The organism is Vibrio sp. OPT41 (assembly GCF_015163595.1).
In the GTDB taxonomy this organism is placed as follows: Bacteria; Pseudomonadota; Gammaproteobacteria; order Enterobacterales; family Vibrionaceae; genus Vibrio; species Vibrio alginolyticus.
The window spans coordinates 474,245-497,333 of record NZ_JADDYH010000014.1 but is presented as its reverse complement, the minus strand read 5'-3'; the positions used below and the strand labels follow the sequence as shown (position 1 = coordinate 497,333).

At 45.1% G+C, this 23,089-nt stretch carries 20 protein-coding genes; 13 read left to right on the top strand and 7 right to left on the bottom strand.

From position 1 onward, the window contains the following. Nucleotides 1–143: 143 nt before the first annotated feature. From IQP38_RS05845 to IQP38_RS05835, 3 genes are all read right to left on the bottom strand, one after another. Nucleotides 144–827, bottom strand: coding sequence for a DUF4336 domain-containing protein (locus tag IQP38_RS05845; RefSeq protein WP_033905192.1), 684 nt, complete (start codon nucleotides 825–827; stop codon nucleotides 144–146). 249 nt (nucleotides 828–1,076) lie between these two features. Next, nucleotides 1,077–2,552 carry a Na+/H+ antiporter NhaC family protein gene (locus IQP38_RS05840; protein WP_005377816.1) on the bottom strand — a complete coding sequence of 492 codons (1,476 nt, stop codon included), beginning with the start codon at nucleotides 2,550–2,552 and terminating at the stop codon, nucleotides 1,077–1,079. Nucleotides 2,553–2,570: 18 nt separating this feature from the next. Then, the gene (locus IQP38_RS05835; protein WP_005377815.1) at nucleotides 2,571–3,914 is read right to left on the bottom strand and encodes a glutamine synthetase family protein; all 1,344 of its coding nucleotides are present in this window, start codon (nucleotides 3,912–3,914) and stop codon (nucleotides 2,571–2,573) included. A gap of 340 nt (nucleotides 3,915–4,254) precedes the next feature. On the opposite strand from IQP38_RS05835, the gene IQP38_RS05830 reads away from it, so the two are divergent. From IQP38_RS05830 to IQP38_RS05790, 9 genes are all read left to right on the top strand, one after another. After that, on the top strand, nucleotides 4,255–5,001 hold the full coding sequence (locus IQP38_RS05830) for a gamma-glutamyl-gamma-aminobutyrate hydrolase family protein (RefSeq protein ID WP_017633975.1): 747 nt from the start codon (nucleotides 4,255–4,257) through the stop codon (nucleotides 4,999–5,001). Between the two features lie 18 nt (nucleotides 5,002–5,019). Continuing rightward, nucleotides 5,020–5,577, top strand: a complete 558-nt coding sequence (gene puuR, locus IQP38_RS05825; RefSeq protein WP_005377813.1) for an HTH-type transcriptional regulator PuuR — start codon at nucleotides 5,020–5,022, stop codon at nucleotides 5,575–5,577. A gap of 35 nt (nucleotides 5,578–5,612) precedes the next feature. Continuing rightward, complete coding sequence (locus tag IQP38_RS05820; RefSeq protein WP_176310937.1) at nucleotides 5,613–7,097, top strand: aldehyde dehydrogenase; 1,485 nt, start codon at nucleotides 5,613–5,615, stop codon at nucleotides 7,095–7,097. Nucleotides 7,098–7,134: 37 nt separating this feature from the next. Continuing rightward, nucleotides 7,135–8,412 carry an NAD(P)/FAD-dependent oxidoreductase gene (locus IQP38_RS05815; protein WP_193837422.1) on the top strand — a complete coding sequence of 426 codons (1,278 nt, stop codon included), beginning with the start codon at nucleotides 7,135–7,137 and terminating at the stop codon, nucleotides 8,410–8,412. A 17-nt stretch (nucleotides 8,413–8,429) separates the two neighbouring features. Further along, on the top strand, nucleotides 8,430–9,296 hold the full coding sequence (gene aguB, locus IQP38_RS05810; RefSeq protein WP_140100406.1) for an N-carbamoylputrescine amidase: 867 nt from the start codon (nucleotides 8,430–8,432) through the stop codon (nucleotides 9,294–9,296). 12 nt (nucleotides 9,297–9,308) lie between these two features. Further along, nucleotides 9,309–10,391 carry an agmatine deiminase gene (gene aguA, locus IQP38_RS05805; protein WP_193837421.1) on the top strand — a complete coding sequence of 361 codons (1,083 nt, stop codon included), beginning with the start codon at nucleotides 9,309–9,311 and terminating at the stop codon, nucleotides 10,389–10,391. A 54-nt stretch (nucleotides 10,392–10,445) separates the two neighbouring features. Next, entirely contained in the window at nucleotides 10,446–11,873 is a 1,428-nt protein-coding gene (locus tag IQP38_RS05800; RefSeq protein WP_193837420.1) for an NAD-dependent succinate-semialdehyde dehydrogenase, read from the top strand. Nucleotides 11,874–11,887: 14 nt separating this feature from the next. Next, on the top strand, nucleotides 11,888–13,159 hold the full coding sequence (gabT, locus tag IQP38_RS05795; RefSeq protein ID WP_193837419.1) for a 4-aminobutyrate--2-oxoglutarate transaminase: 1,272 nt from the start codon (nucleotides 11,888–11,890) through the stop codon (nucleotides 13,157–13,159). 345 nt (nucleotides 13,160–13,504) lie between these two features. Beyond that, entirely contained in the window at nucleotides 13,505–15,001 is a 1,497-nt protein-coding gene (locus IQP38_RS05790; protein WP_228009998.1) for an EAL domain-containing protein, read from the top strand. A gap of 115 nt (nucleotides 15,002–15,116) precedes the next feature. On the opposite strand, the gene IQP38_RS05785 is transcribed toward IQP38_RS05790, so the two are convergent. Further along, nucleotides 15,117–16,019, bottom strand: coding sequence for a DMT family transporter (locus IQP38_RS05785; protein WP_193837418.1), 903 nt, complete (start codon nucleotides 16,017–16,019; stop codon nucleotides 15,117–15,119). A gap of 110 nt (nucleotides 16,020–16,129) precedes the next feature. Between IQP38_RS05785 and IQP38_RS05780 the strand changes: the two genes are divergently transcribed. The 4 genes from IQP38_RS05780 (at nucleotide 16,130) to IQP38_RS05765 (ending at nucleotide 18,057) form a co-directional block, all read left to right on the top strand. Next, nucleotides 16,130–16,612 (top strand): MarR family winged helix-turn-helix transcriptional regulator, encoded by a 483-nt coding sequence (locus tag IQP38_RS05780; RefSeq protein ID WP_193837417.1) that lies wholly within the window; start codon nucleotides 16,130–16,132, stop codon nucleotides 16,610–16,612. A 23-nt stretch (nucleotides 16,613–16,635) separates the two neighbouring features. After that, complete coding sequence (locus IQP38_RS05775) at nucleotides 16,636–16,989, top strand: MmcQ/YjbR family DNA-binding protein (protein ID WP_017633985.1); 354 nt, start codon at nucleotides 16,636–16,638, stop codon at nucleotides 16,987–16,989. A gap of 119 nt (nucleotides 16,990–17,108) precedes the next feature. Then, nucleotides 17,109–17,543 carry a DUF962 domain-containing protein gene (locus IQP38_RS05770; protein WP_005377800.1) on the top strand — a complete coding sequence of 145 codons (435 nt, stop codon included), beginning with the start codon at nucleotides 17,109–17,111 and terminating at the stop codon, nucleotides 17,541–17,543. 202 nt (nucleotides 17,544–17,745) lie between these two features. Next, the gene (locus tag IQP38_RS05765; protein WP_005377799.1) at nucleotides 17,746–18,057 is read left to right on the top strand and encodes a hypothetical protein; all 312 of its coding nucleotides are present in this window, start codon (nucleotides 17,746–17,748) and stop codon (nucleotides 18,055–18,057) included. 146 nt (nucleotides 18,058–18,203) lie between these two features. Here IQP38_RS05765 and IQP38_RS05760 read toward each other — a convergent pair whose 3' ends face one another. The 3 genes from IQP38_RS05760 to IQP38_RS05750 are packed head-to-tail and all read right to left on the bottom strand — an operon-like array spanning nucleotide 18,204 to nucleotide 22,959. Next, a complete protein-coding gene (locus IQP38_RS05760; protein WP_193837416.1) occupies nucleotides 18,204–19,295 on the bottom strand; it encodes a sulfate ABC transporter permease in 1,092 nt (363 codons plus the stop codon). A 1-nt stretch (nucleotide 19,296) separates the two neighbouring features. Next, nucleotides 19,297–19,773, bottom strand: coding sequence for a hypothetical protein (locus IQP38_RS05755; RefSeq protein WP_017633987.1), 477 nt, complete (start codon nucleotides 19,771–19,773; stop codon nucleotides 19,297–19,299). 9 nt (nucleotides 19,774–19,782) lie between these two features. After that, on the bottom strand, nucleotides 19,783–22,959 hold the full coding sequence (locus IQP38_RS05750; protein WP_193837415.1) for a response regulator: 3,177 nt from the start codon (nucleotides 22,957–22,959) through the stop codon (nucleotides 19,783–19,785). Between the last annotated feature and the right edge of the window lie 130 nt (nucleotides 22,960–23,089).

Here is a 23,089-nt window from a genome sequence, read left to right as displayed (position 1 = left end):
ATGCTCAATTAAGAGGAATAGGGGAGCTTATCGTTAAACATAACGTGTAGTTCTGTAAATTGCCCCCTAAGACTAAGCTAAAAGGGCCTAATGTTATAAAATAGCTTCTTGTCTATTCTGTTGTGTGAGTTTTCAATGTTGTCTCATACTAGCCACTTAAAAGAGCGCTGTAAGAACTCGTCTGCATTATCAAGGACGATTTCGCCGTGAGCCATAACCAATATATTAGGTTTCCAAGACAGCAATTTATTTAAGTGTTTTCGAGCCTCTTGTTTGCTAAACATAAAACTTAGGCGCCAATCCAAAGGCATTTTTCCATTCGGAGCAAGAATACCGGCCCCTTTAGCCACAAACCGCTGCCAGTAGTTAAAGTTCTGGCCAGAAAAATTCTCGACGAGGTCAGTAACAATTAAGGTCTTTGAACGTCGATGATAAAACACACACTCTTCCATTAATGGAGAGCCAGAAAATAGTTCTTGTTCAATCTCAGAGTTCCAAGCATTACCGCCTTGGTTAAGTGAAGCGTGAAAGTGTATATCACGGCACTTCTTAATGACTTCATCTGTGCCATAAACTTCTGCGCTAGGATAGGCAGATACCCATTCAGATAAGAACAAGTGGTGTAAATGATTAGGAGCGATTAAGTATTTCACTTGGCCTAGATTGTTGATTTGCTCTCTAATCGAATTTGATAACTTAATTGGACTATGAATCCAAAGGCCACCATCAGAAAGCCTAACAATAGTCATACGAGTGGTGTATGGGAGTCCTAAGAATTGGACGGGATCTCCGTCAAATATCCATATCTCATGGGCTAACTTTTTCATGTCTCTCCAACCGTTAACACTGTATTAAGGCGGCATTTAAGTTACTCAAAAGCTGCCTTGTTGCACAATAAACGCTTCGCTAAGCGTAAACCAAAAATATTAGGTTTACCAAACCCTTATTGAGTGCAGCTGTATATCTTTGAGTATTTTTATACTGAACGGGCGTAAAGTAGTTTTAAGAGGATCATTTGACTTGATAGAACAAAACCCCGCTATTTTTGAGCAGGGTTTTGCAATTAGATAAAGGGGCTAACCGATGATGAAGAAGAAAATCGCGGTTGCAACAATACCAATCAACGCATAAGGAAACTGTGTGGTTGCGTGTTGCATTGCTGTACAGCCCGAACCTTGTGCAGATAACACGGTTGAGTCACTAAAGAAACAAGAGTGGCTCCCTGCCGCTGATGCTGAAAGCAGCGCTGCAACGGTTAAGTGTAGAGGCACACCAAGCTGTTCGCCCAAAGGTAGAACAATTGGCATCGCTACTGCAAACGTTCCCCAAGACGATGCCGTTGCAAATACCAACGCGCCCGTAATCATAAAGATAATCGCCGGGAAGTAAGACGCTGACAGGTAAGGGCTGACGGTCTCAATGACATACTGCGTGACGCCCAATGAGTCGTTGACCGATTTCAACATGAAACCACCAATAACGGTCGCAAGCGGCAGTAGCATAACCTTAATGCCATCATAAACAGCTTCGAACATGTCGTTCATCGAGATCAGTTTTTGTGCGCCGTAAAAGCTAATAGTAAAGATTAGCGCGACGAAAACACCAGCAAGTAGATCGATACCAAAGTACCAACTTGCGGCAACGAGTACGATCATCGGCAACAAGAAGTTGACAAGGCCCATGGTTGGGTTGGTATGTGCAGATACATCGGGACCAAAGTCGACATCTGTTGCACCGTCTGGACGAACTTGACCATTCTTCGCACGCTTTTCTGCCTTTTTCATCGCACCTAGATCTGGGATCTTTTCCATTGCAACCAGCAAAACAATCACCAGCGTTACCCAGCCGTAAGCCATGTATGGAATAGCTTCAATGTATGCTTTGATACCATCTCCCGCTTCTGCTACTCCGTTTGCTTCTAGCAACGAACTGAAGAAAATTGCCCAAGTGGAAATCGGTACGAGGATACAGATAGGCGCGGCGGTTGAATCCACAAGATATGAGAGCTTTTCACGCGAGATTTGGTAGCCGTCCGTAACTTTTTTCATTGAGGAAGAAATTGCAATCGCATTCAAATAATCGTCGATAAAGATCAGAATACCTAACGCAAAGGTCATCAGCATCGATTGCTTACGGCTTTTTACTTTCGTGACCAACATGTCGGAGAAGCTTAAGATACTGCCGCCTTTCTCCAAAATAGCAATTAGGCCGCCCATCAAACCACAAACGAGGATGATCCAGGCAATAGTTTCATCCATCATTACACTCATGGAAATATCAACAATCTGTTCTACCGCTTCAGTTGGGTTAAGCAGAAGAACACCGGCAATAGCGCCGCTAAAGAGGGCTTCCACAGTTCGGTGTGTTGTCAGCGCAAAGACCAATACCAACGCCGTTGGTAAAAGACTCATCCATCCGTAGGCTTCGCCTTCCTCATGGTTCAAACCGATTGTGGTAAAAAAGACAAACGTCGCAACCGAGATTAAAGAAACAATAATGTGTTGAGAGTTGATTTTAAGAGGCGCATCCAGCGCCTTGGTCTGCGTAGTCATAAAGTTCATTTCCTTTGTTTATGCCGAGTGCAACATCCAGTCGATTTCCAATGGAGTAATCGCTCGCTCAAATTCTGCGAGTTCACTCTGTTTGCAAGCTAGATACAAATCGATAAAATCTCTTGAGATGTATTGAGCTAGCTCACTGTGCTCCAGTCGCTCTAGAGCTTCTGACATACGCAGAGGTAACTCAATTGCATCATCACTGAGAGTCGGTGGACATTGATCTTTGGTGTAGCTTTCACTCGCTAATACTGCGGAAAGTACTACTGCAGCGAGAATGTATGGGTTAACGTCAGCGCCTGCTATACGATGCTCTATACGGCGATTTTTGCTATCGCTGATAGGCACACGCAACGCAACACCGCGGTGGTTTTCTCCCCAATCGGCTTTGGTCGGGACGTAAGCGCCAGGAACAAAGCGACGGTAAGAGTTAACGTTAGGACAGATTAGGGCCATGGCATCGGATGTTTGTGACAGCATCGCTGCCATGGTTTGATAGAAGAAGGCGCTCGCTTGACCGTCTGATTGGCTAAAGTGGTTGTTACCATCTGTATCAACCAAGCTGAGATGAATGTGCATGCCATTACCCGCTTGCTCACTAAAAGGTTTCGCCATAAATGTGGCGTCAAATCCGTGCTGATGAGCGACCTGGCGAATCAAGCGTTTTGCGATGATGATTTCATCACATGCTCGAAGTACATCTTTAGAATGGTTGAAGTTGATTTCGAACTGCCCTGGGGCCGATTCAGATAGGGCTCCGGAAGTGTTTAAACCTTGTTCTAATGCAATTCGATTAAGGTCGGCCAAGAAATCAGCGTAGTCATCTAGTCCATCAAGGTCGTAAACCTCGGTATCTTTTTCTCGAGTTTTTTTCGTGGGGTTAATTGCCGTTAATGGTTCGCCATTTTCGCCGCGGGTTTTGTCTATTAAATAGAACTCCAGCTCGAGCGCGACACAAGGATATTGGTCTTTAGCATGCAGTGTTTGCAATATAGAAGCGAGAATGTTTCGGATGAACAGTGGGTTAGGGTGCTGCCCGGTTTCATCCATCATACTAAGCAGTAGCTGACCAACTTGTTCTTTTGCCGTCGGCATTAAGGTGCCGCTGATTGGATAGCAGAGATTATCTGGTTCTCCGAGATCTTCTCCCAACCCGGCCGTTTCAACGACGTTACCTTTGGTATCTAGGGTGATGGTCGAAAGGGGGAGGGCAACACCTTTATTCAGTTTTTCTAGAGCATCTATCGGGATGCGTTTTCCTCTTGGGGTGGCATTTATATCGGTAAAGATGAGATCGATAAATTCAATATCGGGCCATTTTTGTTTAAAATTTTGTACTTCCTGTAGATACGATTCCATTTTCTTCTCCAAATAGCCTGACGAGTAGAAATTAGAAATAACCAAATTAACAAATAAATTACAGCACTCTGAACGAGTTGTTTGTTTTTCAGGTTATTTTTAATTTAAACATGCACTTACACTGTGCTTTTGATGTTTAACGGCTGGTTTTTATGTCTTTCTGTTAACTATTTTGTAACGGTTGGTTTTGTTTTGTTCAATATAATGAGCATAAATATTCAGTTTTGAAGCCTAAAAAGTGCGCCAGATCACGTTGTGACGATAATAATGGTCATCTGTGTTGATAATTTTGTACATGGTTTGTAGGGTTTGTGTTAAATAAATTGAACACGGACATATCATGGCAGATACACACAAACCCATCATTGGTGTGGTTAGCTGCGCTAAAGAGTTGGGTGGCTATCAGATACAAGCGGTCAACGACTTTTACCTTCGCGCCATAAAGGATTTTGGAGGACTACCGATTATGTTGGCTCCCGACATGTCGGTCGATGACGTAACCACCATCCTAGACATATGTGATGGTTTTCTTTTTCCTGGCAGCCACTCTAACGTTGCGCCACATCGATACAATGCAACGCACGAAGAGAGCTACAAAGATGAAGCTCGTGATGAGCTCTCATTCACGTTAATTCGTCATGCGGTTGACCAAAACATTCCGTGCCTTGGTATTTGCCGCGGCTTTCAAGAGATGAATGTCGCACTTGGTGGCTCGTTAAACCCAGCCGTTCATGACTCCGGCTTCAATGACCATCGTGAAGCGCCTGTTGAAGATTTCGAACAAAAATACGCGCCAGCACACGCTGTGCTAGTTCAAAAGCAGAGCTTATTTGAACAATGGCTGGTGCAAAATCATTGGGAAAATACCACCTTCTTTGAAGTGAACACACTACACAACCAAGGCGTCGATCAGCTTGCTCCTCTATTACAAGTAGAAGCTAAAGCCCCGGATGGCTTGGTAGAAGCATTTAGTCTTCCTAATCAAAAATTTTTCGTTGGCGTGCAGTGGCACCCAGAATGGGAAGCAAAAACCAATCATTTCTCTCAAATTTTGTTCAATGAATTTATGATGGCTACCTCTCGTTAAACGTTTGGAGCTGTATGAATGGACAATCAAGAGATTGGTAAAAATATTGTTCAGTTACGAAAAAAACATGGATTGTCACAAAGGGAACTAGCCGAGCGCGCTGGTATTACCCACAGTGCAATCTCATCCATTGAAAATGGCAAAGTGAGCCCGTCGGTCAGCTCACTACAAAAAATCGTTAATGTATTTTCTTTATCGTTATCAGAGTTTTTCACTTTTGAACAACCTTCGAACGATGAAGTGAAAGTAGTCATCAAGCCGTCAGATCTTGTGGAAATCGGGAGCGAGACGGTGTCCATGAAACTGGTAACGAATGGCGACAAAGATCAAGTCATCGGATTCTTGATCGAGGAATACGCACCTTATGGAACCACTGGTGCGGCAGAAATCAAACACGAAGGCGAAGAGATTGGCACCGTATTAGAGGGTGAAATCACTCTGGAATATAAAGGGCAATCTCATGTCATAACAGCGGGCGAGTCGTACATTATTGATACGACGAAGCCCCATCGATTTACAAATCACACAGACAAGGCTTGTCGAATGATAAGTGCGCATACGCCAACCACATTTTAGTGGGGGCTTGCCTTGTGTGATCACAAGGAGAGCGTATGAAAACCCAAGAGCAATGGATTGAACTAAAAAACAATCTAAACATCGAAAACAGGGCGTACATTAACGGTGAATACAGTGCTGCTTTAACAGGGCAAACCATCCCGGTAGTTAACCCAGCAACAGATGAGATATTCACCGAAATCGCCCGTTGCCAAAATGAAGATGTTGATCTCGCAGTTTCATACGCTCGCCAAGCATTTCAATCCGGTCAGTGGAGCGAGAGCAGCCCAGCTCATCGCAAAGCAGTGCTTAAACAGTTTGCTGACTTGATTGATCAAAACCAAGAAGAATTGGCTCTGCTAGAAACGCTTGATACCGGTAAGCCTATCTCTCACAGCTTCTCTACCGATATTCCTGGTGCGGCGAGTGCATTACGCTGGTACGCAGAAGCAATCGACAAAGTATACGGCGAAGTTGCCCCAACCGAAAAAGATGTACACGCTTTTATTTCTCATCAACCGATTGGTGTGGTTGCTGCGGTTGTACCGTGGAACTTCCCACTTTGGCTTGCGTGCTGGAAGCTTGGCCCTGCTTTAGCGGCTGGTAATAGCGTGATTCTAAAACCGTCAGAAAAATCTTCTCTCACCGCGATATTCCTAGGTCAACTTGCTTCTCAAGCGGGCTTACCAACAGGCGTTTTCCAAGTCGTTACGGGTTTTGGTCATGAAGCTGGCGACGCGCTGGCGAAACACCAAGACGTAGACTGCATCGCCTTCACAGGCTCGACGCGCATTGCAGGTCAACTGATGGTCAGATCGGGTGAGAGCAACCTAAAGCGTGTGTTTGCAGAAGCGGGCGGCAAGAACGCGAACATCGTGTTTGAAGATTGTGATGATTTAGACCGCGCAGCAGCAGACACCGCCGCAGGGTGTTTCTACAACCAAGGTGAGGTGTGCGTCGCGGCAACCCGCCTGCTTGTTCACGAAAGCATCAAAGATCAGTTTATAGAAAAAGTTATTCAAGCGTCGAAAGCGTTCACGCCAAAAGACCCAATGGACCCAAGTTCATCCATGGGTGCACTCATCGACCAAGATCATAAATCAAAAGTATTGGAATACATCTCGTTAGGTGAATCAGAAGGTGCAAACGTACGTTGTGGTGGCGATGTCGATGGGCAGGGCGCATTTGTTTCCCCAACCATTTTAGACAACGTCGACAACAAGATGCGTGTCGCTCAAGAGGAAATTTTTGGTCCGGTGCTGTGTGTCATTCCATTCAAAGATGAAGCGCAAGCAATTGAGATCGCTAACGATTCGAAGTACGGCTTAGGTGCTGCACTTTGGAGCAGCAATATCAACCGCGTTCATCGCGTAGCAAAACGACTGCAAGCCGGCTCGGTTTGGGTCAACAACTACAACGAAGGTGACATGACGGTCCCATTTGGCGGATTCAAAATGAGCGGAAATGGTCGAGACAAGTCTCTCCACGCGATTGCAAAATTCACCGAAACCAAAACCACTTGGATTCGCCTCCATCCTTAAGCCTGCTGACGATTACGATAAATAAAGGAATAGTTCTATGAACAAGCATACGGATTCGTTCTACGCGCACTCTGTGCCAAACATGCCGGAATACCCACAGTTGCAAAACGACATCGAGTGCGATGTGTGTGTAGTCGGTGCGGGATTTTCTGGTCTTTCTTCTGCACTACACCTTGCAGAAAAAGGTTTTAAAGTTGTTGTGCTAGAAAGCGCAAAAGTGGGCTTTGGAGCAACTGGTCGTAACGGTGGCCAAATCGTTAACAGCTACAGCCGAGATGTTGACGTGATTGAAAGCCGTTACGACCAAAACCAAGCCAAAGCTCTGTGCGATATGATTTTTGAAGGCGGCGATATCATCCGTGGTCTGATCGACAAATACGACATCAACTGTGATTACAAGCAAGGCGGCTTGTTCACGGCACTGAACAGTAAACAACTCAAAGGGCTAGAAGAACATAAGAAGAACTGGGAGCGTTACGGCAACGACCAACTGACTCTGCTTGACGCAGGAGAAGTAGAACAAGCGGTAGGGACCAAAGTGTACACTGGTGGCTTGTTGGATATGCGCGGTGGTCACATTCACCCGCTTAAACTCGCGTTAGGTGAAGCCGCTGCGTTTATTTCTCTGGGTGGCCAAATCTTTGAGCAGTCGGCGGTCGTATCGATTGACAAAGGGATTAACCCAGTAGTGAAAACAGCGCAAGGCAGCGTGAAGAGCAAGTACGTGGTTTTGGCAGGTAACGCCTACCTTGGTGGTTTGGCACCAAACATCAGCAACAAAGCGATCCCGTGCGGCACACAAGTGGTGGCGACTCAGCCTTTGAGTGATGAGCAGCTAAAACAAGTGCTGACTAGCGACTACTGCGTTGAAGACTGTAACTACTTGCTTGACTACTTCCGCTTAACCGCCGACAAGCGTTTGTTGTTCGGAGGTGGTGTGGTTTACGGAGCACGTGACCCAGAAAACATCGAAGCACTGATCCGTCCGAAGATGGAAAAAGTCTTCCCACAATTGAGAGGCATCAAGATTGATTACACCTGGACAGGTAACTTCTTGCTGACTTACTCACGCATGCCGCAATTTGGCTCGTTTGCAGACAACATTTACTACCTACAAGGCTACAGCGGTCACGGTGTAACGTGTACTCACCTAGCAGGTAAGTTGCTGGCCGAAGCTCTGACCGGACACGCAGAACGCTTTGACGCGTTTGCTGCACTGAAACATTACTCCTTCCCGGGGGGCCGCCACTTCCAAATTCCGTTTACGGCAATGGGCGCGGCTTACTATAACCTACGTGACAAACTGGCGATTTAAGAGATAAGGAATATCCAATGAGCAAAGTAGTGAAATTTGCAGCCCTTCAACTGACGAAAAGCTGGGATCTGGAAGATAACTTAGCCAAAGCAAAAAAGGCGATTCGTGAAGCAGCACAAAACGGTGCGAACGTGATTCTTCCGCAAGAGCTGTTCGCTGCGCCTTACTTCTGCAAAAAACAAGAAGCAAAGTATTTCGAGCTTGCAGAAGAAACGGAGAATTGTCGTCTTATTAAAGAGATGAGTGCGTTGGCTAAAGAGCTCGGCGTGGTGATTCCTGTCAGCTACTTTGAAAAAGCGGGCAATACGTTTTTTAACTCGCTAGTGATGATTGATGCCGATGGTACGGTACTAGATAACTACCGCAAGTCACACATTCCTGACGGCCCGGGCTACAGCGAGAAGTACTACTTTAGCCCTGGCGATACCGGTTTCAAAGTGTGGCAAACCAAGTTCGGTAAGTTCGGTGCTGGCATTTGCTGGGACCAATGGTTTCCAGAGCTTGCACGCAGCTTGGCTCTGCACGGCGCGGAAGCGATTTTTTACCCAACTGCAATCGGTTCTGAGCCTCAAGATCCGACACTGGATTCACGTGACCACTGGCAACGTACAATGCAAGGTCACTCGGCAGCAAACCTCGTTCCAGTGATTGCGTCAAACCGAGTGGGCACTGAAGTCGATGATGGTATCGAGACCACGTTCTACGGTTCTTCTTTTATCACTGACCACACTGGCGCAAAAATTGCCGAAGCACCACGTGAAGGTGAAACCATCATTTACGCAGAAATCGACCTTGCTGCGACAGCGAAAGCGCGTCACGCATGGGGCTTGTTCCGCGACCGTCGTCCAGACCTTTACACCAGCGTTGGCAAACTAGCCGTTTAAAGAGGCATTTAAATGAAGTTATCGACAACACCAGCGCAAGATGGCTTCTATTTTCCGGCTGAGTTTCAGCCGGTTAGTGAAGTTTGGCTAGCGTGGCCTGAAAGGAAAGACAACTGGCGTGATGACGCGTTACCCGCGCAAGAGACTTTCGCCAGAATCGCGAACTTAATCGCGGAAGTGACCAAGGTGTGCGTGGCGGTATGCTCGCACAACTTTGACCGAGCGCGTCAAATGCTCCACTCAGACGTACGTTTGGTGGAAATCCCATTTAACGATGCGTGGATGCGCGATATTGGGCCGACCGTGCTTGTGAATCAGGCGGGTGAGCGCCGTGGGATTAGTTGGCAATTTAACGCGTGGGGCGGCGAGTACAACGGGCTTTACGATAACTGGCAGCAGGACGATCTTGTCGCTGGCTCGGTATGCGACATCATCGGTATTGATCATTACCGTGCTCCGTTTGTACTTGAAGGAGGGGCGATTCACACCGATGGTGAAGGCACCCTTTACACCACAGAAGAGTGCTTACTCAGTCCGGGGCGAAATCCGCAATTGAGCAAAGCGCAAATCGAAGAGCAGTTAAAGGCGTATCTCGGTATCGAAAAAGTCATTTGGTTGCCAAATGGTTTATTCAATGACGAAACAGACGGCCATGTTGACAACCTGATGCACGTGATCGCACCGGGTAAGGTGGTACTGAGTTGGACCGATGACCCAAGTGATCTGCAATACGCGTTATCTCGTCAAGCGGAACAAGTACTGAAATCGCAGCACGATGCGAAAGGACGCGAGATTGAAATTGTCCGTTTGCCATTACCGGGTCCGTTGCATTACAGCGAGCGCGAAGCCAATGGCATTGACGCCAGTTCAGGAATGAGTCGACAAGCTGGCGAACGCCTAAGTGCCTCTTATGCGAACTTTCTTATCGTCAACGAGCATGTGTTCTTGCCGATGCTGGACGAAGAGACCGACGCTATGGCGATCGATATTTTGCAAAACGCGATGCCGGAATACCAAATCATCGCGATACCGTCGAGAGAGGTTCTACTCGGCGGAGGGAACATTCACTGTATTACGCAGCAGATCCCTGCTTAAACATAAACTCGCCGCTGGCTTAGCGGCGATGATGAGTTGTCAAAAGGAATGACCATGCAACAGATACAAAACCAAAGCCTTGTTTCGTTTATGGTAGCGAATCCACAACAGGGCATTGCAGTGACTAATCCGGCGACCGGAGAACTCCTCGGGTACGCACCAGTTTCAACCGAAAACGACATTTCAAATGGCATTGAACGTGCCAGTGTGGCGCAGAAAGAGTGGGCGGCACTGCCAGCAAAAATGCGTGCTGGCATGCTCAATCGTTGGTTCCAACTCCTGTTAGAAAACAAAGCCGACCTTGGCCGTTTGATGACGTTAGAGCAAGGTAAGCCGCTAGCGGAAGCTCAAGGTGAAGTGCTTTACGGCGCGAGCTTTATCGAATGGTTTGCTGAAGAAGCGAAGCGTACCTACGGTGAGACGATTCCTGCGCCAAGTGCGGACAAGCGTTTGGTGACCATCAAACAGCCAATTGGTGTCGCCTGTGCGATTACACCTTGGAACTTCCCAATTGCGATGATCACGCGCAAAGCAGGGCCAGCTTTAGCAGCAGGCTGTAGCTTTGTGGTAAAACCATCTGAATCTACGCCGCTGTCTGCGTTTGCGGTTGCAGAGCTTGCCTATCAAGCGGGTATCCCACGCGATGTGCTGCAAGTGGTATTGGGGGAAAACTCCCGTCAGGTCGGTGCTATCTTCACTTCACACCCGTTGATTCGTAAGTTGTCTTTCACTGGCTCTACTCAAGTCGGTAGCGTGCTGATGCAGCAAAGCGCGGCTGACATCAAACGTACCTCAATGGAGCTCGGTGGCAACGCGCCGTTTATCGTATTCGATGATGCCGACATTGATGCAGCCGTGGCGGGTGCGATGGCGTCGAAGTTCCGTAACGCAGGCCAAACGTGTGTGTGTGCGAACCGTTTCTACGTACACAGCAAAGTGTATGACGAGTTCGTTGCTAAGTTTGACGCTGCGGTTCAGCAGCTCAAAGTTGGTAACGGATTGGAAGAGGGGGTCAACATTGGTCCAGTGATCAGCGAGTCAGCGAAGCAAGGCATTCAAGCGTTGATCGATGGTGCTATCGAGCAAGGCGCGAAGCCGGTTTCAGAACTTAAAAAGCTCGATGGTCTATTTATGCAGCCAGTGGTTCTCAAAGACGTTACTCACGACATGAAGATTGTCTCTGAGGAAATCTTTGGTCCTGTCGCACCAGTGATTCGTTTTGACAGTGACGCACAGCTGATCGAAATGGCGAACGACACCATCTACGGTCTTGCGTCGTACTTCTACAGCCAAAACATTCACCGTGTTTGGAAAATCGCAGAAGCGCTCGAATACGGCATGGTTGGCATTAACGAAGGCATGATTTCTACTGAAGTCGCTCCTTTCGGCGGTGTTAAGCAGTCCGGCATCGGACGCGAAGGAGCAAAACAAGGTATCGATGAATATATGGACGTGAAATATCTCTGCTTTGGCGGCAACTAATTAAGGACAAAACAATGACAAATCAACAACTGCACGAAAGAAGAAGCCAAGTTATCGCTCAAGGCATGGGCGCACTGTACCCACTTTACGTAGAGAAAGCAGAAAACGCTTACGTATGGGATATCGAAGGCAACAAATACATAGACTTTGCAGCGGGTATCGCGGTAACTAACACCGGGCATTCTCACAAGCGCATTAGCGAAGCGGTAAAAGCTCAGCTGGACAATTTCTCACACACGTGTGCGATGGTTACGCCATACGCGTCATTCGTAGAGCTGGCTGAAAAGCTGACAGAACTTGTACCAGGTGAGACTAAGAAGAAAGCGATCTTTCTAACCACTGGCGCCGAGGCGGTCGAAAATGCCGTAAAAGTGGCACGCGCTCATACAGGCCGTAGCGGCGTGATAGCGTTTAAAGGCGGCTTTCACGGTCGCACAAACATGACGATGGGGTTAACTGGTAAAGTTGCGCCGTACAAAGCGGGCTTTGGTCCTTTCCCGAACGAAATCTACCACGCGCCTTACCCAAATGCGTTTCACGGCATCAGCGTTGAGCAAAGCTTACAAGCGATCGACGATCTATTTGCTTGTGATATTGAACCATCACGTGTTGCGGCGATCATCTTCGAGCCAGTACAAGGTGAGGGCGGCTTCTACAAAGCACCTGAAGCGTTTGCACAAGGCTTGCGTCAGCTGTGTGACAAGCACGGTATCATGCTGATTGCGGATGAGATCCAAACGGGTTTTGCCCGTACCGGTAAAATGTTTGCGACGGAGCACCTAGGCATTGAACCCGATCTAATGACAATGGCGAAAGGCATTGCTGGTGGTTTCCCAATCTCAGCTGTTGTTGGTAAAGCGGATGTAATGGACTCCGCACTGCCTGGTGGTTTAGGTGGTACTTATGCAGGCTCGCCACTCGGTTGTGTTGCTGGTCTTGAAGTGCTGAAAATCATCGAAGAAGAAAACTTGTGCACTAAAGCGATGGGCATTGGTGAAGTGGTCAATGCACGAATGACTAAGCTGCAACAGTCAGTACCTGCTATCGGTGAAATCCGCACTACTGGTGCAATGATGGCGATTGAGTTTACTGACCCAGAATCAGGCAAACCACTGCAAGAGATGACCAAAGCGGTGATTTCTAAAGCGCAAGAAAACGGCCTTATCCTGCTTTCTTGTGGAGTAAAAGCGAACGTGATTCGTCTGTTACCTCCACTGACCATCGAATCTGACGTGCTAAATGAAGGCCTAGATAAGTTGGAAAAAGTGATTCTTGAAGTGGCGTAATTCACGCACTTTTAAATAGCAATAACAAATAAAGGAAGCGGTTGGCATCAATCGTTTCCTTTTTGTTTTTTAGCGTATCTGCTGCCTATCTAAAAAGTATTGCTCAAGATCCAAGTTGTCACTTTTATTACGGATGACTTAACAGTTGGGCTCGTTCTTACTTTTCACTTAGTCGCTACTTTGTTCTCCTCGAATGTGGTTTGGTGCTCACATTCTAAATCCCGACATCTGAAAGCCACTTGAGTCTATAATTTTATTGAGCGTCATTCCTCACTTTTTGGACTATAAAAATGAGATAGTATTCATATCCCACTTAGGTTGCTTGACAGATTAGCAGGACGAACTTTGATAACAAAGAATACAAGGTATGCCATTTTACTCGGCTTAGTTCCCATCGCCATATTTGTAGTGGCCTTTCATTCGATAACCAACTTTTACGTCAACTCGGTAAAAGCGTCGAAAATAGATGCTTACGTAGATTATTTAAATCAAAGGTCTGCCTATTTGGACGGAGCAATAGTGAAGCAGATTGCTCAGTTAGATTTTACTTGTAGTGATAGTGATGTAAGAACTTTACGCGACCCACGTTTTTATAACCGTTACATTCGTTTTATTGCGATGACCACAGAAGGCGGAAAAACGTGTTCCACGGTTGGTAGTGAAGTGTCTCGCCCATCTAGTAGTGAACGATTTCAGATGGATGAGAACTTTTTCGCATCACTTATTTTGCCGCAACAGAATGACCAAATAGAGTGGATGGTCATTTATGATAATGAACACGTTGAAGTTTTCTGGGTGCTTGATAACAGTTGGGTTAACGAGGTAATAAAAACGCCTTGCAAAGACTGCCTATTTGTAGAGTTTAAGTATGATGAACCAATATTTGGTGATTTAACGATAAGCCGTGGCAAAGCGAATATTGCAGGAGAAGAAAACGCACTCTCAAAAGAGTTTTTCTTTTCAGGAGAGTCTCAAGCCAACATGCTCATCAAGATATACAGCGGTGAAAAACTTAAAAATTATGCTCAGGAAAGAGTATTTTTGTGGGGCGGTCTTGTAAGTGTGCTTACTGGTCTTGCGACTGCCTTTGCATACATATCTGGTAAAAGCTTGAGAAAATCCATTACTGGTCTAATTGAAAATGGGATTAGTAATGCAGAATTTATTCCTTACTACCAGGCGATTGTCGATAGTCGCGATGGTAAGACAGTAGGATACGAAGCTCTGATTCGATGGTCGCGGCGTGATGGAATGGTGCCACCAAATATGTTTATTGGTGCTGCAGAAGAAAGTGGCCTGATTATCCCGATGACCAATCAGCTTATTCGTAAAATCATACAAGACTTAAGTGACTTGCCCGAGCATACGTGGGTCAGCATCAATATTGTTTCCTCCCATTTAGAGTCAGGCGTATTAACGAAGTTGCTGTCGGAGTTAAATTGGCCAATCTCGAATAGAATTCATTTTGAGTTGACCGAGAGAATACCAGTAAAAGACACTGAGGCCGCGAAAAAAGAGATTTTGTATTTAACGAATAAAGGCTACAAGTTCAAAATTGACGATTTTGGTACCGGATATGGTGGCTTTTCTTACCTACAAGATTTGGGCATCCGATGTTTAAAAGTGGATAAGATGTTTATTGATCCAATAGGATCTGACGACCAAAAATTGAAAGTGCTGGACTCAATTGTGTCTGCAGCGAACAAAGCGGAATGTGAGATGATTGCAGAAGGTGTAGAGAGCCAGGCTCAAGTCGAATACCTGGCTCAGCATGCGATTTACCTTATTCAAGGTTATGTTTACGCTAAACCAGAGCCCCTGACTAACCTTGCAAGCGCTTAACAGCCATAACGTCAAAACGTACCGTTTTAAAGGTGTCAGTTGCCTAGGTTAGCGCTGATTTCTGCTGATGGGGTCACACTTGAGGATTCCTAACACTCTCATTACTTCTAGAGTGTTAGGAATTAACGTTACTTAGGGAGAGTGCGGCTCTTTTCGCTTTGATCGACGTAATGAGCTGAGGTAGTAATGACATTACGATCATTCCTAGCATTAAGCTGTATTGCAGAGGAGTGAACGTTTCCCCCAATAGCAGTAGGCCCGAAACAATGCCTGCGACTGGGTTTGCAATACCACCAAAGGTAAAATCTACGACCGACATCCGCTGTAATAACCATACATACATGCCATACCCTAATGCGGTGTTCAGAATAATTACCCACAGTAACCCTAGAATATTCGTCATGGATACGTCCTGAACGACCGTAACATATGGCTCTGGATTGTTTATCGCCAGCACACTTGTTGCGATAGACATAATCACGCCACCCAAAATGAGCTGCCATGTTAGCACTGTCCACCAGTGCATTTTTGTACCTAGTGACTTTGTTACGCTACTTCCTATCACGATGCACATAATGGCGGAGATCATCGCAAGTAAGCCCACGGGTTCGAGAGAAATAGAGCTAGGATCAAATAAGAACCAAGCTAAAGCAATCAAAGTTGCGCCGCTTATCGCTTGAATGCCACTAGGCTGACGTTTGTAGACCGCCCAACCAAACAGCATCGCAAAAACGGGGACCGAAACCATACCAACACCAGAGATGGCAGAAGGAAGCGTCAAAGCCATGACAAAAATGAGACCAAAGAAGCAAGCGATGTTGATGGTTCCTAAAACAAGCAGCACCTTCCACTCACTTCTTTTTGGAAACGAGGGCTTTATTGCCAGCAACAAAAGACCCGCAGGCAGTGCCCTTAGAGCGCCAAGTAAAACGGGAGGCCAGTCCGGTAGAGTAAACTGAGTAACAGCGTAAGTCGTCCCCCAAAAAAAGGCAGGAATCATCGCAAGTAAAATGTTCATGTTAAATATCTTTATGTAGAGATAATTAAATGTAACGATATCGGCAAGGTGGCTTTTTGTAAAGTATCTTTATGTTAAAATAAAAAATATATGATGTTTGGAGAGAAATAATGGATGCAATTGATAGAGTGGTAGAGCAGTGGGCTAGGGAGAAGCCAGACCTCGACACTGAACCGATGGCAATAATGGGTCGACTAATGCGAATTGCAAAACACATGGAATCTAGGGTCGCCGAGCTACATAAGAAGTACGACCTGAAAATGGGTGAATTTGATGTGTTAGCGACACTGCGTCGAGCTGGTTCACCATATTGGCTTACTCCTTCAGCGTTAATGGAGTCGATGATGCTCACTTCGGGTGCGATGACTAATCGCTTAGATAAACTAGAGAAGAAAGGGTTTATCACCAGAACCCATAGTAAAGAAGACCGACGTAGCGTCACCGTTGAACTAACAGGGCAAGGCTTAACCTTAATTGACAAGCTAATTTTGGAGCATGTAGACGTTCAGCAATCGTTATTGCATGGTTTAGAAGGCAATGAAAAAGAGCAGGTTAACCAGGCGTTAAAATTGCTATTGCCACAATTTGAATGAGAACGCAGAAGGAGGCAGGGGATATGAAAAGCAAAGAACTAGAACAATACTTAAGTACCTTCATGTGTGCAGAAAGCGATTTCCCATTTGGGCCTGAAGCGCTTGTATACAAAATCAAAGGCAAGATGTTTGCCATCATTGCAGAGAGAAACGGTCGGGAGTATGTCAGCGTAAAAGTAAAACCAGAAGATGGAGAAGTCTTAACGTCGCAGTTTACGGATATTATCCCGGGTTATCACTTAAATAAGCGTCATTGGATAACGGTTTATTTTAACGGTGATGTCGAGGATGGGTTGATTCAAGACTTGTGTGAACGCTCTTATGCTCTTGTCGTTGCCAAGCTGCCGAAAGCACAACGAGCGTTGCTTGGTGAGTAATCGGCAACGCACTGGCCTCTGTTGTTTTGTCGCTCGTTGCTCGTAGCCTTTACGGAAAAATTCGCACCTTTTTCATCCTCGGGCTATATAAGAATAAGAAGGTGGAAAAGGGGAATGATATGCGAGCATTATCTGAATGGCTAAAAGAATACGGGGAGAGTCACCAAAACCCTATCAACCAAAAGATTCACACAATCGCAGTTCCAGGTATTTACCTTTCTGTGGTTGGACTTATTTGGTCGATTCCCCAGATTTCATTATTAGGCTTCGAACTTAATTGGGTTTGGGTAGCGGTGATCCCCACTTGGGTTTTCTATTTTCGTTTGTCTCTGAGCGTATTCATGATGATGATCGGCTACACATTAGCGTGCATTGGCCTTATTTGGTCTCTAGAGGTATTGATGTTGCCCGTTCTGCATATTTCTATGCTCTTGTTTGGTGTATTGTGGATATTGCAATTTATCGGTCACAAGATTGAAGGTAAAAAACCGTCGTTTTTTGAGGATTTACAGTTTCTACTCATCGGCCCGATTTGGGTGTTCAGAAAACACTAGCGATAAGCAAAATCAGGCATCATCCGAATGACACAAGACATATAACGTTCAGAGATTATGTAGCTCTTACTACAGAATACCTCTCCTTCTTATTGCCACGACAAGCATTCACTTTAGATACGCACTATGATTAAAGAGGTGCAAACGCACTTTACGCTATCGAGATACTTAAACTTACGGCAAGTTTACTTTAGGGGGATGAATGTACGACCGACAATATAAATATGCCTATTGGAGAGAAGAGCGTAAAAAAGGCAAATGGCACTATATATTAAAGTCCTTCTTTATGATTTGTTGTGCATTACTGCTTGGTAAAGTCATCGGTTTGTTCATTTTTGGAGAGCTGCATTCTTTAAGCGACATTTGGGAACAACTCCCTGCGGATGTTTTTATTATGATGCTCGTGGGCTTTCCAATTAGTGTCCTTGGTTGGTACCACGAAGAGTCAAAGTTTTTCCGGGCACTGCGACGCAAAGAAAAGCGGTTAAAAGGCAATCAAAACAAACCGAAATAGAGTAACCTTTGTCTCTGTTTGGATTGCCACTTACCTATCTGAACGATTCTATCCCTTCCAGTCGTTTAGCGTTTAGTTACGTGTTGCAAAAAGCCTTCTTAATGCAACAGCCTCTAGCGTTGTGGAAATTGGTACTGTAAGAAACATTAAAAAACGAAGTTGAGCATTAGCGTATAAAGGCTCGCACTGTCATCCTTTGGGGCTGATGAAAACGCGCCAGAGCTATTATTGTAGGCGTTGAACCTTTGCCATTCTGCGTTCAGGGAAACGTTGTAATCTAGGTCATATCTCAATCCGAGTAAGAAACTGTCTCCACTTTTTTTATCCCGACTATTAAACTGCTGACCGTAAACAATATAAGGAGTTAGCTTGTTTACATTATAACTTGTTGTCGCGTACCAAGATGAGGAAAGATTGCTGGTCTGTCCTTCTGCCATAATCACAATGTTATCGAGCTCGTATCTTAACCCTAGAGAAAACAGATCGATCGTGTTGTTTTTTTCTGTTTCAACTAGACGGTCAATGATTGTGGTTCCGCCACCGGGAGTGGATTGCTCAATGTTAGAGAGCGTCGTTGTTTGATCATAATCGCCGTGGAGGTAGGAAAAATTCCAACGATAACTCTCTCCGCTTAGCGTTAAGTTCATCCCTGCAGTGTTGTTTGACTCAATTTCCAATTCAGTACGTTCATTGATGGTTACGTCACTATTGTCTTTAAACCCGACAAACGGCATGGCGGTAAGTACGATTTGCTCATTAAGGTCATGAATCCAGCGTGCAGATAGGCCGTTATAAGCCGTGATACCTAGAATGCTGTCATATACCTCATTCGGTGGGCGGGCTTGGGTAAAAGCGTGGCCGACATAGTTGTACTCAGACATCAAAAACAGTGGCAGTCTTAAGCGTCCTCCTCGTATTTCTATGTTTTGATAGGTATAAGCCAAATACGCCCACTCGAGCTGAGGCGAGCTCCAATGGTCTTGCGGGCGCTTTACGACTTGTGCGGATGCCCGAAATGCCTTGTGAAAATAATCGAGCTGCATGCCGAAAGTGGTATCGCAATCGAAACAAGATTCATCGCCAATAAAGCGGTTAACTAGTAACGTAGTTGGGTTATCGGATTTTGCCCACGAAGTAGAGCCAAAACCACTTAAAGAAAGTTGTTCTGTTAGTTCAATCGTGGCTGAGCTCGGAAAGGTCGCGATACTCAGCGATAACATGGTTAAATATTTTTTCATATCAGTTCTCCGAGCTAACCACACATAAAACGTGAGCATTACTAGGGACGCTCGATGTTGGGGCATAACCAATTCTATTCGGCTTCTCTTGCATCCATGCTATGAGGTCATCAATGCTGGAGCGTGCAATCACTTTTGGCGGTCTAGCTTTACCTGAAAAAGACAAGCTTGCCCAATGCGCGTTCATTTGCGCTAAATTTTTGTTGAGAAGATAACGATAGAACTCAGCTCTTTCTGTTGATGTCGCAGGCCAGTCAGAGAGTTCAATTCGCTGGCCTTGTAAAAGTTGCGTCTTCCCTCTGTACAACTTTCGCGCTTTATTGACAGTGAGCGGAGAGAATTCGTCATTAAATGAGAAAACGGCGTAGCTCTCTGCAGCGAGAGCTTGGCAATTTAATGAAAGAAGGGCAATCAGAATAAACAGATAGCGTTTTATGTAACGCAAAGGAAAAGCAACGCGAGAATGATTTCTACTCATAGAATCCACCTACATTGCTTGTTCAATTTGATACAACAGTTTTTCTTTGCGCACAGGCTTTGGTACGTAGGCATCCATTCCTGAATCAAAGCAGCGTTGAATATCATCATCAACGACGCTTGCTGTTAATGCGATAATGGGCGTCTTAGCTAATCCTTTACTCGCTTCATAAGCTCTAATTTGCCTAGAAGCTTCAAACCCATCCATTATGGGCATCATGCAATCCATCAAAATAACATCAAACTTTCCATCTTTTTGGAACATTTCGACTGCAATTTGTCCGTTTTCTGCGACTTCGAATTGATAGCCTGCTTTAGATAGCAATAGAGAAGCCACTTTCTGGTTCACTCTATTGTCTTCGACAAGCAAGATACGTTCGGAGCGAATAGGCGTTACCGTTGCTTCTGGTTGCTCTGAACTCGCAGGTAGTTTATGAGTTGTATCGAGAGTAGTGTTCTCTTGGTGTGGTTCAGCAGGCGTCGTGTTGGAAACACGTAACCCAATTGCCTTATCTAACTTCTCTTTAAGCAACCCTGCTTTAAACGGTTTGGGCACATAGTCATCCATTCCAACGTCAAAGCATTTTTGTATATCGTCATCGACCACACTTGCCGTTAGAGCAATAATCGGAATTCTGAAAGCGCGTTTTTCTTTTACTTCTATTTGACGAATTATTTGGGTGGCTTCAAATCCATCCATTACGGGCATCATGCAGTCCATTAAAATTAGGCTGTATTGATTCTGTTGAAATTTCTCAACCGCTTCTTGTCCGTTTACTGCGACATCAAAGTCGAAGCCAGCTTTTGTGACGTGTAGCCCCGCGATTTTTTGATTGACCGTATTGTCATCAACGACCAAAATTTTCGGCAAAGATTTAACATGTTGCGCTGAAATGCTCTCTTGTTGTGCGTGCGAGAAATTTGCCGCACAACTTTCAAGTGCTTTAATTAAGCGCTGCCCTAGTAGTGGCTGAGTGACCAAGGCGCTGATACTGCTTCTAAAGTCGAATTGTGGGCTATGAAGGTGCTTGATGAGGCAGACACGAATGTTTCGTTTACAAAGGCTTTCTATCTCATCGATATGCATCGCCGCTGCATTTGGTGATCCTTCTACATGAATAACGATAACGCGCTCGTTATCAATCCACGTTGGCAACGCACTTAAGGTATCTACTGACTGCGTTATATTGATGTTGAAAAAACTTAACTCGTTACGCAGTTTTTGTTCTAGTTGAGTACTGCTGCATACAATCCATATGTCGTTGTGATTCAGAGCGTGATAAGCGTTAAACTCTTGCGTCACAACAGGAGCAGTTAGTTCAAAGAAGAAGCGACTGCCTTTACCTTTCTCGGATTCAAGTTGAATTTCTCCACCCATTAGCTCAACTAATTGCGTGCTAATGGCAAGCCCAAGTCCAGTTCCCCCAAATTGTCGGGTAGTAGAGTTATCCTCTTGGGCAAATGGAGCAAATATTTTCTTTTGCTGCTGGGCATCAATACCAATCCCTGAATCTTTAACAGAGAACTCGATGACCGCTTCACCATTTTTTATTTCGCGGGTGATGACCGATAGCTCTACACTGCCTTGTTCGGTAAATTTTACCGCGTTAGACATGAAGTTCATGACAACTTGGCGTATACGATGGTCATCCAACATTACGTGGTAAGGCGTGTTACGGCTAATGTTGACTTGCACATCGATGCCTTTTTCCTTTGCTTTCGGTGAAATGATAGAAGCAATGTCATAGATAGACTCTCGAACACAAGTTGAATGTGGGCTAATGAGCAACATCCCAGATTCAATTTTTGAGAAGTCTAGAACGTCATTAATTAAACTCAAAAGCAGTTGGGAGGAGGTTTCAATCGTATCGACGTAATCGCGTTGTGTGGCAGTCAGGGAAGTATCGGATAACACTTCAGAGATGCCAATAACGCCATTTAGCGGCGTGCGGATCTCGTGGGACATGTTGGCCAAAAAGCTACTTTTGGCTTTACTCGCCTTAATTGCATCATCTTTTGCTTGTTCTGCATCTTCTTTAGCTTGTGTGAGCTTTAGTCTGGACAACATCCGCTCATCACTAAGCTTTTTTACCTCTCGAGCAAACTTACTCAGCTCGTCTTTACCCTTTATTAGTTGAGCAAGAGGTGAATTTTCAGTGTTACTTTGTTCATTGCTTTCGTTACTGAGAAATTTGAGGACTAGATTCAAGTTTCCAGTAACTTTTCGCACCAATCTTAGCGTTAAACTTACGACCAACAGCGTTAAAAGGCTCATCATTGCGATAAAGGTAAAGCGGTGCTGTGTCGTCGTGTTGATTGTCTTTGATATATCATCACTCAGCTGTTGTTCCATTTTGTCGTCAACACTTTGTAATAACGATAAGCGTTTGTTGAGTGCAGATAACCCCGCATCAATCTCATCCGGGGTTAATGATTTGAGTTGAGCTGGTTGCAATAAATAAGCACGAAACTCTTGGCTTTTGATAAAGACTTCACCCGTAAACGTCTCAATGAGCAGATCTACTTGTTGTTGATTGGCATTTAGCGTCACAAAACGCTCTAGAAATAGTTGTTGGTTCTGGATTAAAGATTGGATAGAAGCCTGTGTTGTGAGGTCATACTCGTTATTTTCCTCTGAAGATCGAATCAAATATTCGCTTAATCTATGCTCTTCAGTGGACCAAAACATCAACCATTCAAGTTGCATCAAAGAAGAAAGGTGAGTGTTTGTTTCATAACTCACATTTCTAAAATAGACTTTGTCTAAGCTCATGAGGATTTCTTTGAACGTATCAGCTCGCCACTCTGCCGCATCTAACTTTTCTTCTTGATTTTGCGAAGAGAGCATCGAGAGGGTTGCTTCCTCAAAGCTTATCAACTGGTTTAGTATCTCAGCGTTTTCACCGAATACTGGCGCAGCGGTGTCGCGTAACAATTGAGATATCTGCTGAGTTTTTAGTTGCTTATCTATTACATCAGGGTTATTCGGTAGGTGATAAAGCGAAGATACGCGGTCTATGTAGACAGAGAATAACTGTGCTTTTTGTAGTTCCTGAGCCTGGATAGAAAGGCTTTGTACATGTTTACCCGCGAGGACAAGCAACAATAAAATTGGCAGCAAAACCAACCCAAATAGCTTTTGTTTTACCGACAGGTTGTTCCAAGAAAAGATTCCTACCACGCGCATTTCCATATCCAAGAAGTTGATATGAAAAGTGTAGTTTATTTATCTCAGATGTTAGATTTTAAGAGAAAATTCATATTAATGAGGTGGGGGAAGTGTGACCGATATTGCATTACGAGTACTAACGCGCTAA

What these genes read in the sequence shown, in the direction of transcription:
- IQP38_RS05780 (WP_193837417.1), top strand. Translation starts at nt 16,130, where the DNA reads ATGGATGCAATTGATAGAGTGGTAGAGCAGTGGGCTAGGGAGAAGCCA.
- IQP38_RS05840 (WP_005377816.1), bottom strand. Translation starts at nt 2,552, where the DNA reads ATGACTACGCAGACCAAGGCGCTGGATGCGCCTCTTAAAATCAACTCT.
- IQP38_RS05755 (WP_017633987.1), bottom strand. Translation starts at nt 19,773, where the DNA reads ATGAGTAGAAATCATTCTCGCGTTGCTTTTCCTTTGCGTTACATAAAA.
- IQP38_RS05785 (WP_193837418.1), bottom strand. Translation starts at nt 16,019, where the DNA reads ATGAACATTTTACTTGCGATGATTCCTGCCTTTTTTTGGGGGACGACT.
- aguA (WP_193837421.1), top strand. Translation starts at nt 9,309, where the DNA reads ATGAAGTTATCGACAACACCAGCGCAAGATGGCTTCTATTTTCCGGCT.
- IQP38_RS05750 (WP_193837415.1), bottom strand. Translation starts at nt 22,959, where the DNA reads ATGCGCGTGGTAGGAATCTTTTCTTGGAACAACCTGTCGGTAAAACAA.
- IQP38_RS05815 (WP_193837422.1), top strand. Translation starts at nt 7,135, where the DNA reads ATGAACAAGCATACGGATTCGTTCTACGCGCACTCTGTGCCAAACATG.
- IQP38_RS05760 (WP_193837416.1), bottom strand. Translation starts at nt 19,295, where the DNA reads ATGAAAAAATATTTAACCATGTTATCGCTGAGTATCGCGACCTTTCCG.
- aguB (WP_140100406.1), top strand. Translation starts at nt 8,430, where the DNA reads ATGAGCAAAGTAGTGAAATTTGCAGCCCTTCAACTGACGAAAAGCTGG.
- IQP38_RS05820 (WP_176310937.1), top strand. Translation starts at nt 5,613, where the DNA reads ATGAAAACCCAAGAGCAATGGATTGAACTAAAAAACAATCTAAACATC.
- IQP38_RS05835 (WP_005377815.1), bottom strand. Translation starts at nt 3,914, where the DNA reads ATGGAATCGTATCTACAGGAAGTACAAAATTTTAAACAAAAATGGCCC.
- IQP38_RS05845 (WP_033905192.1), bottom strand. Translation starts at nt 827, where the DNA reads ATGAAAAAGTTAGCCCATGAGATATGGATATTTGACGGAGATCCCGTC.
- IQP38_RS05775 (WP_017633985.1), top strand. Translation starts at nt 16,636, where the DNA reads ATGAAAAGCAAAGAACTAGAACAATACTTAAGTACCTTCATGTGTGCA.
- IQP38_RS05770 (WP_005377800.1), top strand. Translation starts at nt 17,109, where the DNA reads ATGCGAGCATTATCTGAATGGCTAAAAGAATACGGGGAGAGTCACCAA.
- gabT (WP_193837419.1), top strand. Translation starts at nt 11,888, where the DNA reads ATGACAAATCAACAACTGCACGAAAGAAGAAGCCAAGTTATCGCTCAA.
- IQP38_RS05765 (WP_005377799.1), top strand. Translation starts at nt 17,746, where the DNA reads ATGTACGACCGACAATATAAATATGCCTATTGGAGAGAAGAGCGTAAA.
- puuR (WP_005377813.1), top strand. Translation starts at nt 5,020, where the DNA reads ATGGACAATCAAGAGATTGGTAAAAATATTGTTCAGTTACGAAAAAAA.
- IQP38_RS05800 (WP_193837420.1), top strand. Translation starts at nt 10,446, where the DNA reads ATGCAACAGATACAAAACCAAAGCCTTGTTTCGTTTATGGTAGCGAAT.
- IQP38_RS05830 (WP_017633975.1), top strand. Translation starts at nt 4,255, where the DNA reads ATGGCAGATACACACAAACCCATCATTGGTGTGGTTAGCTGCGCTAAA.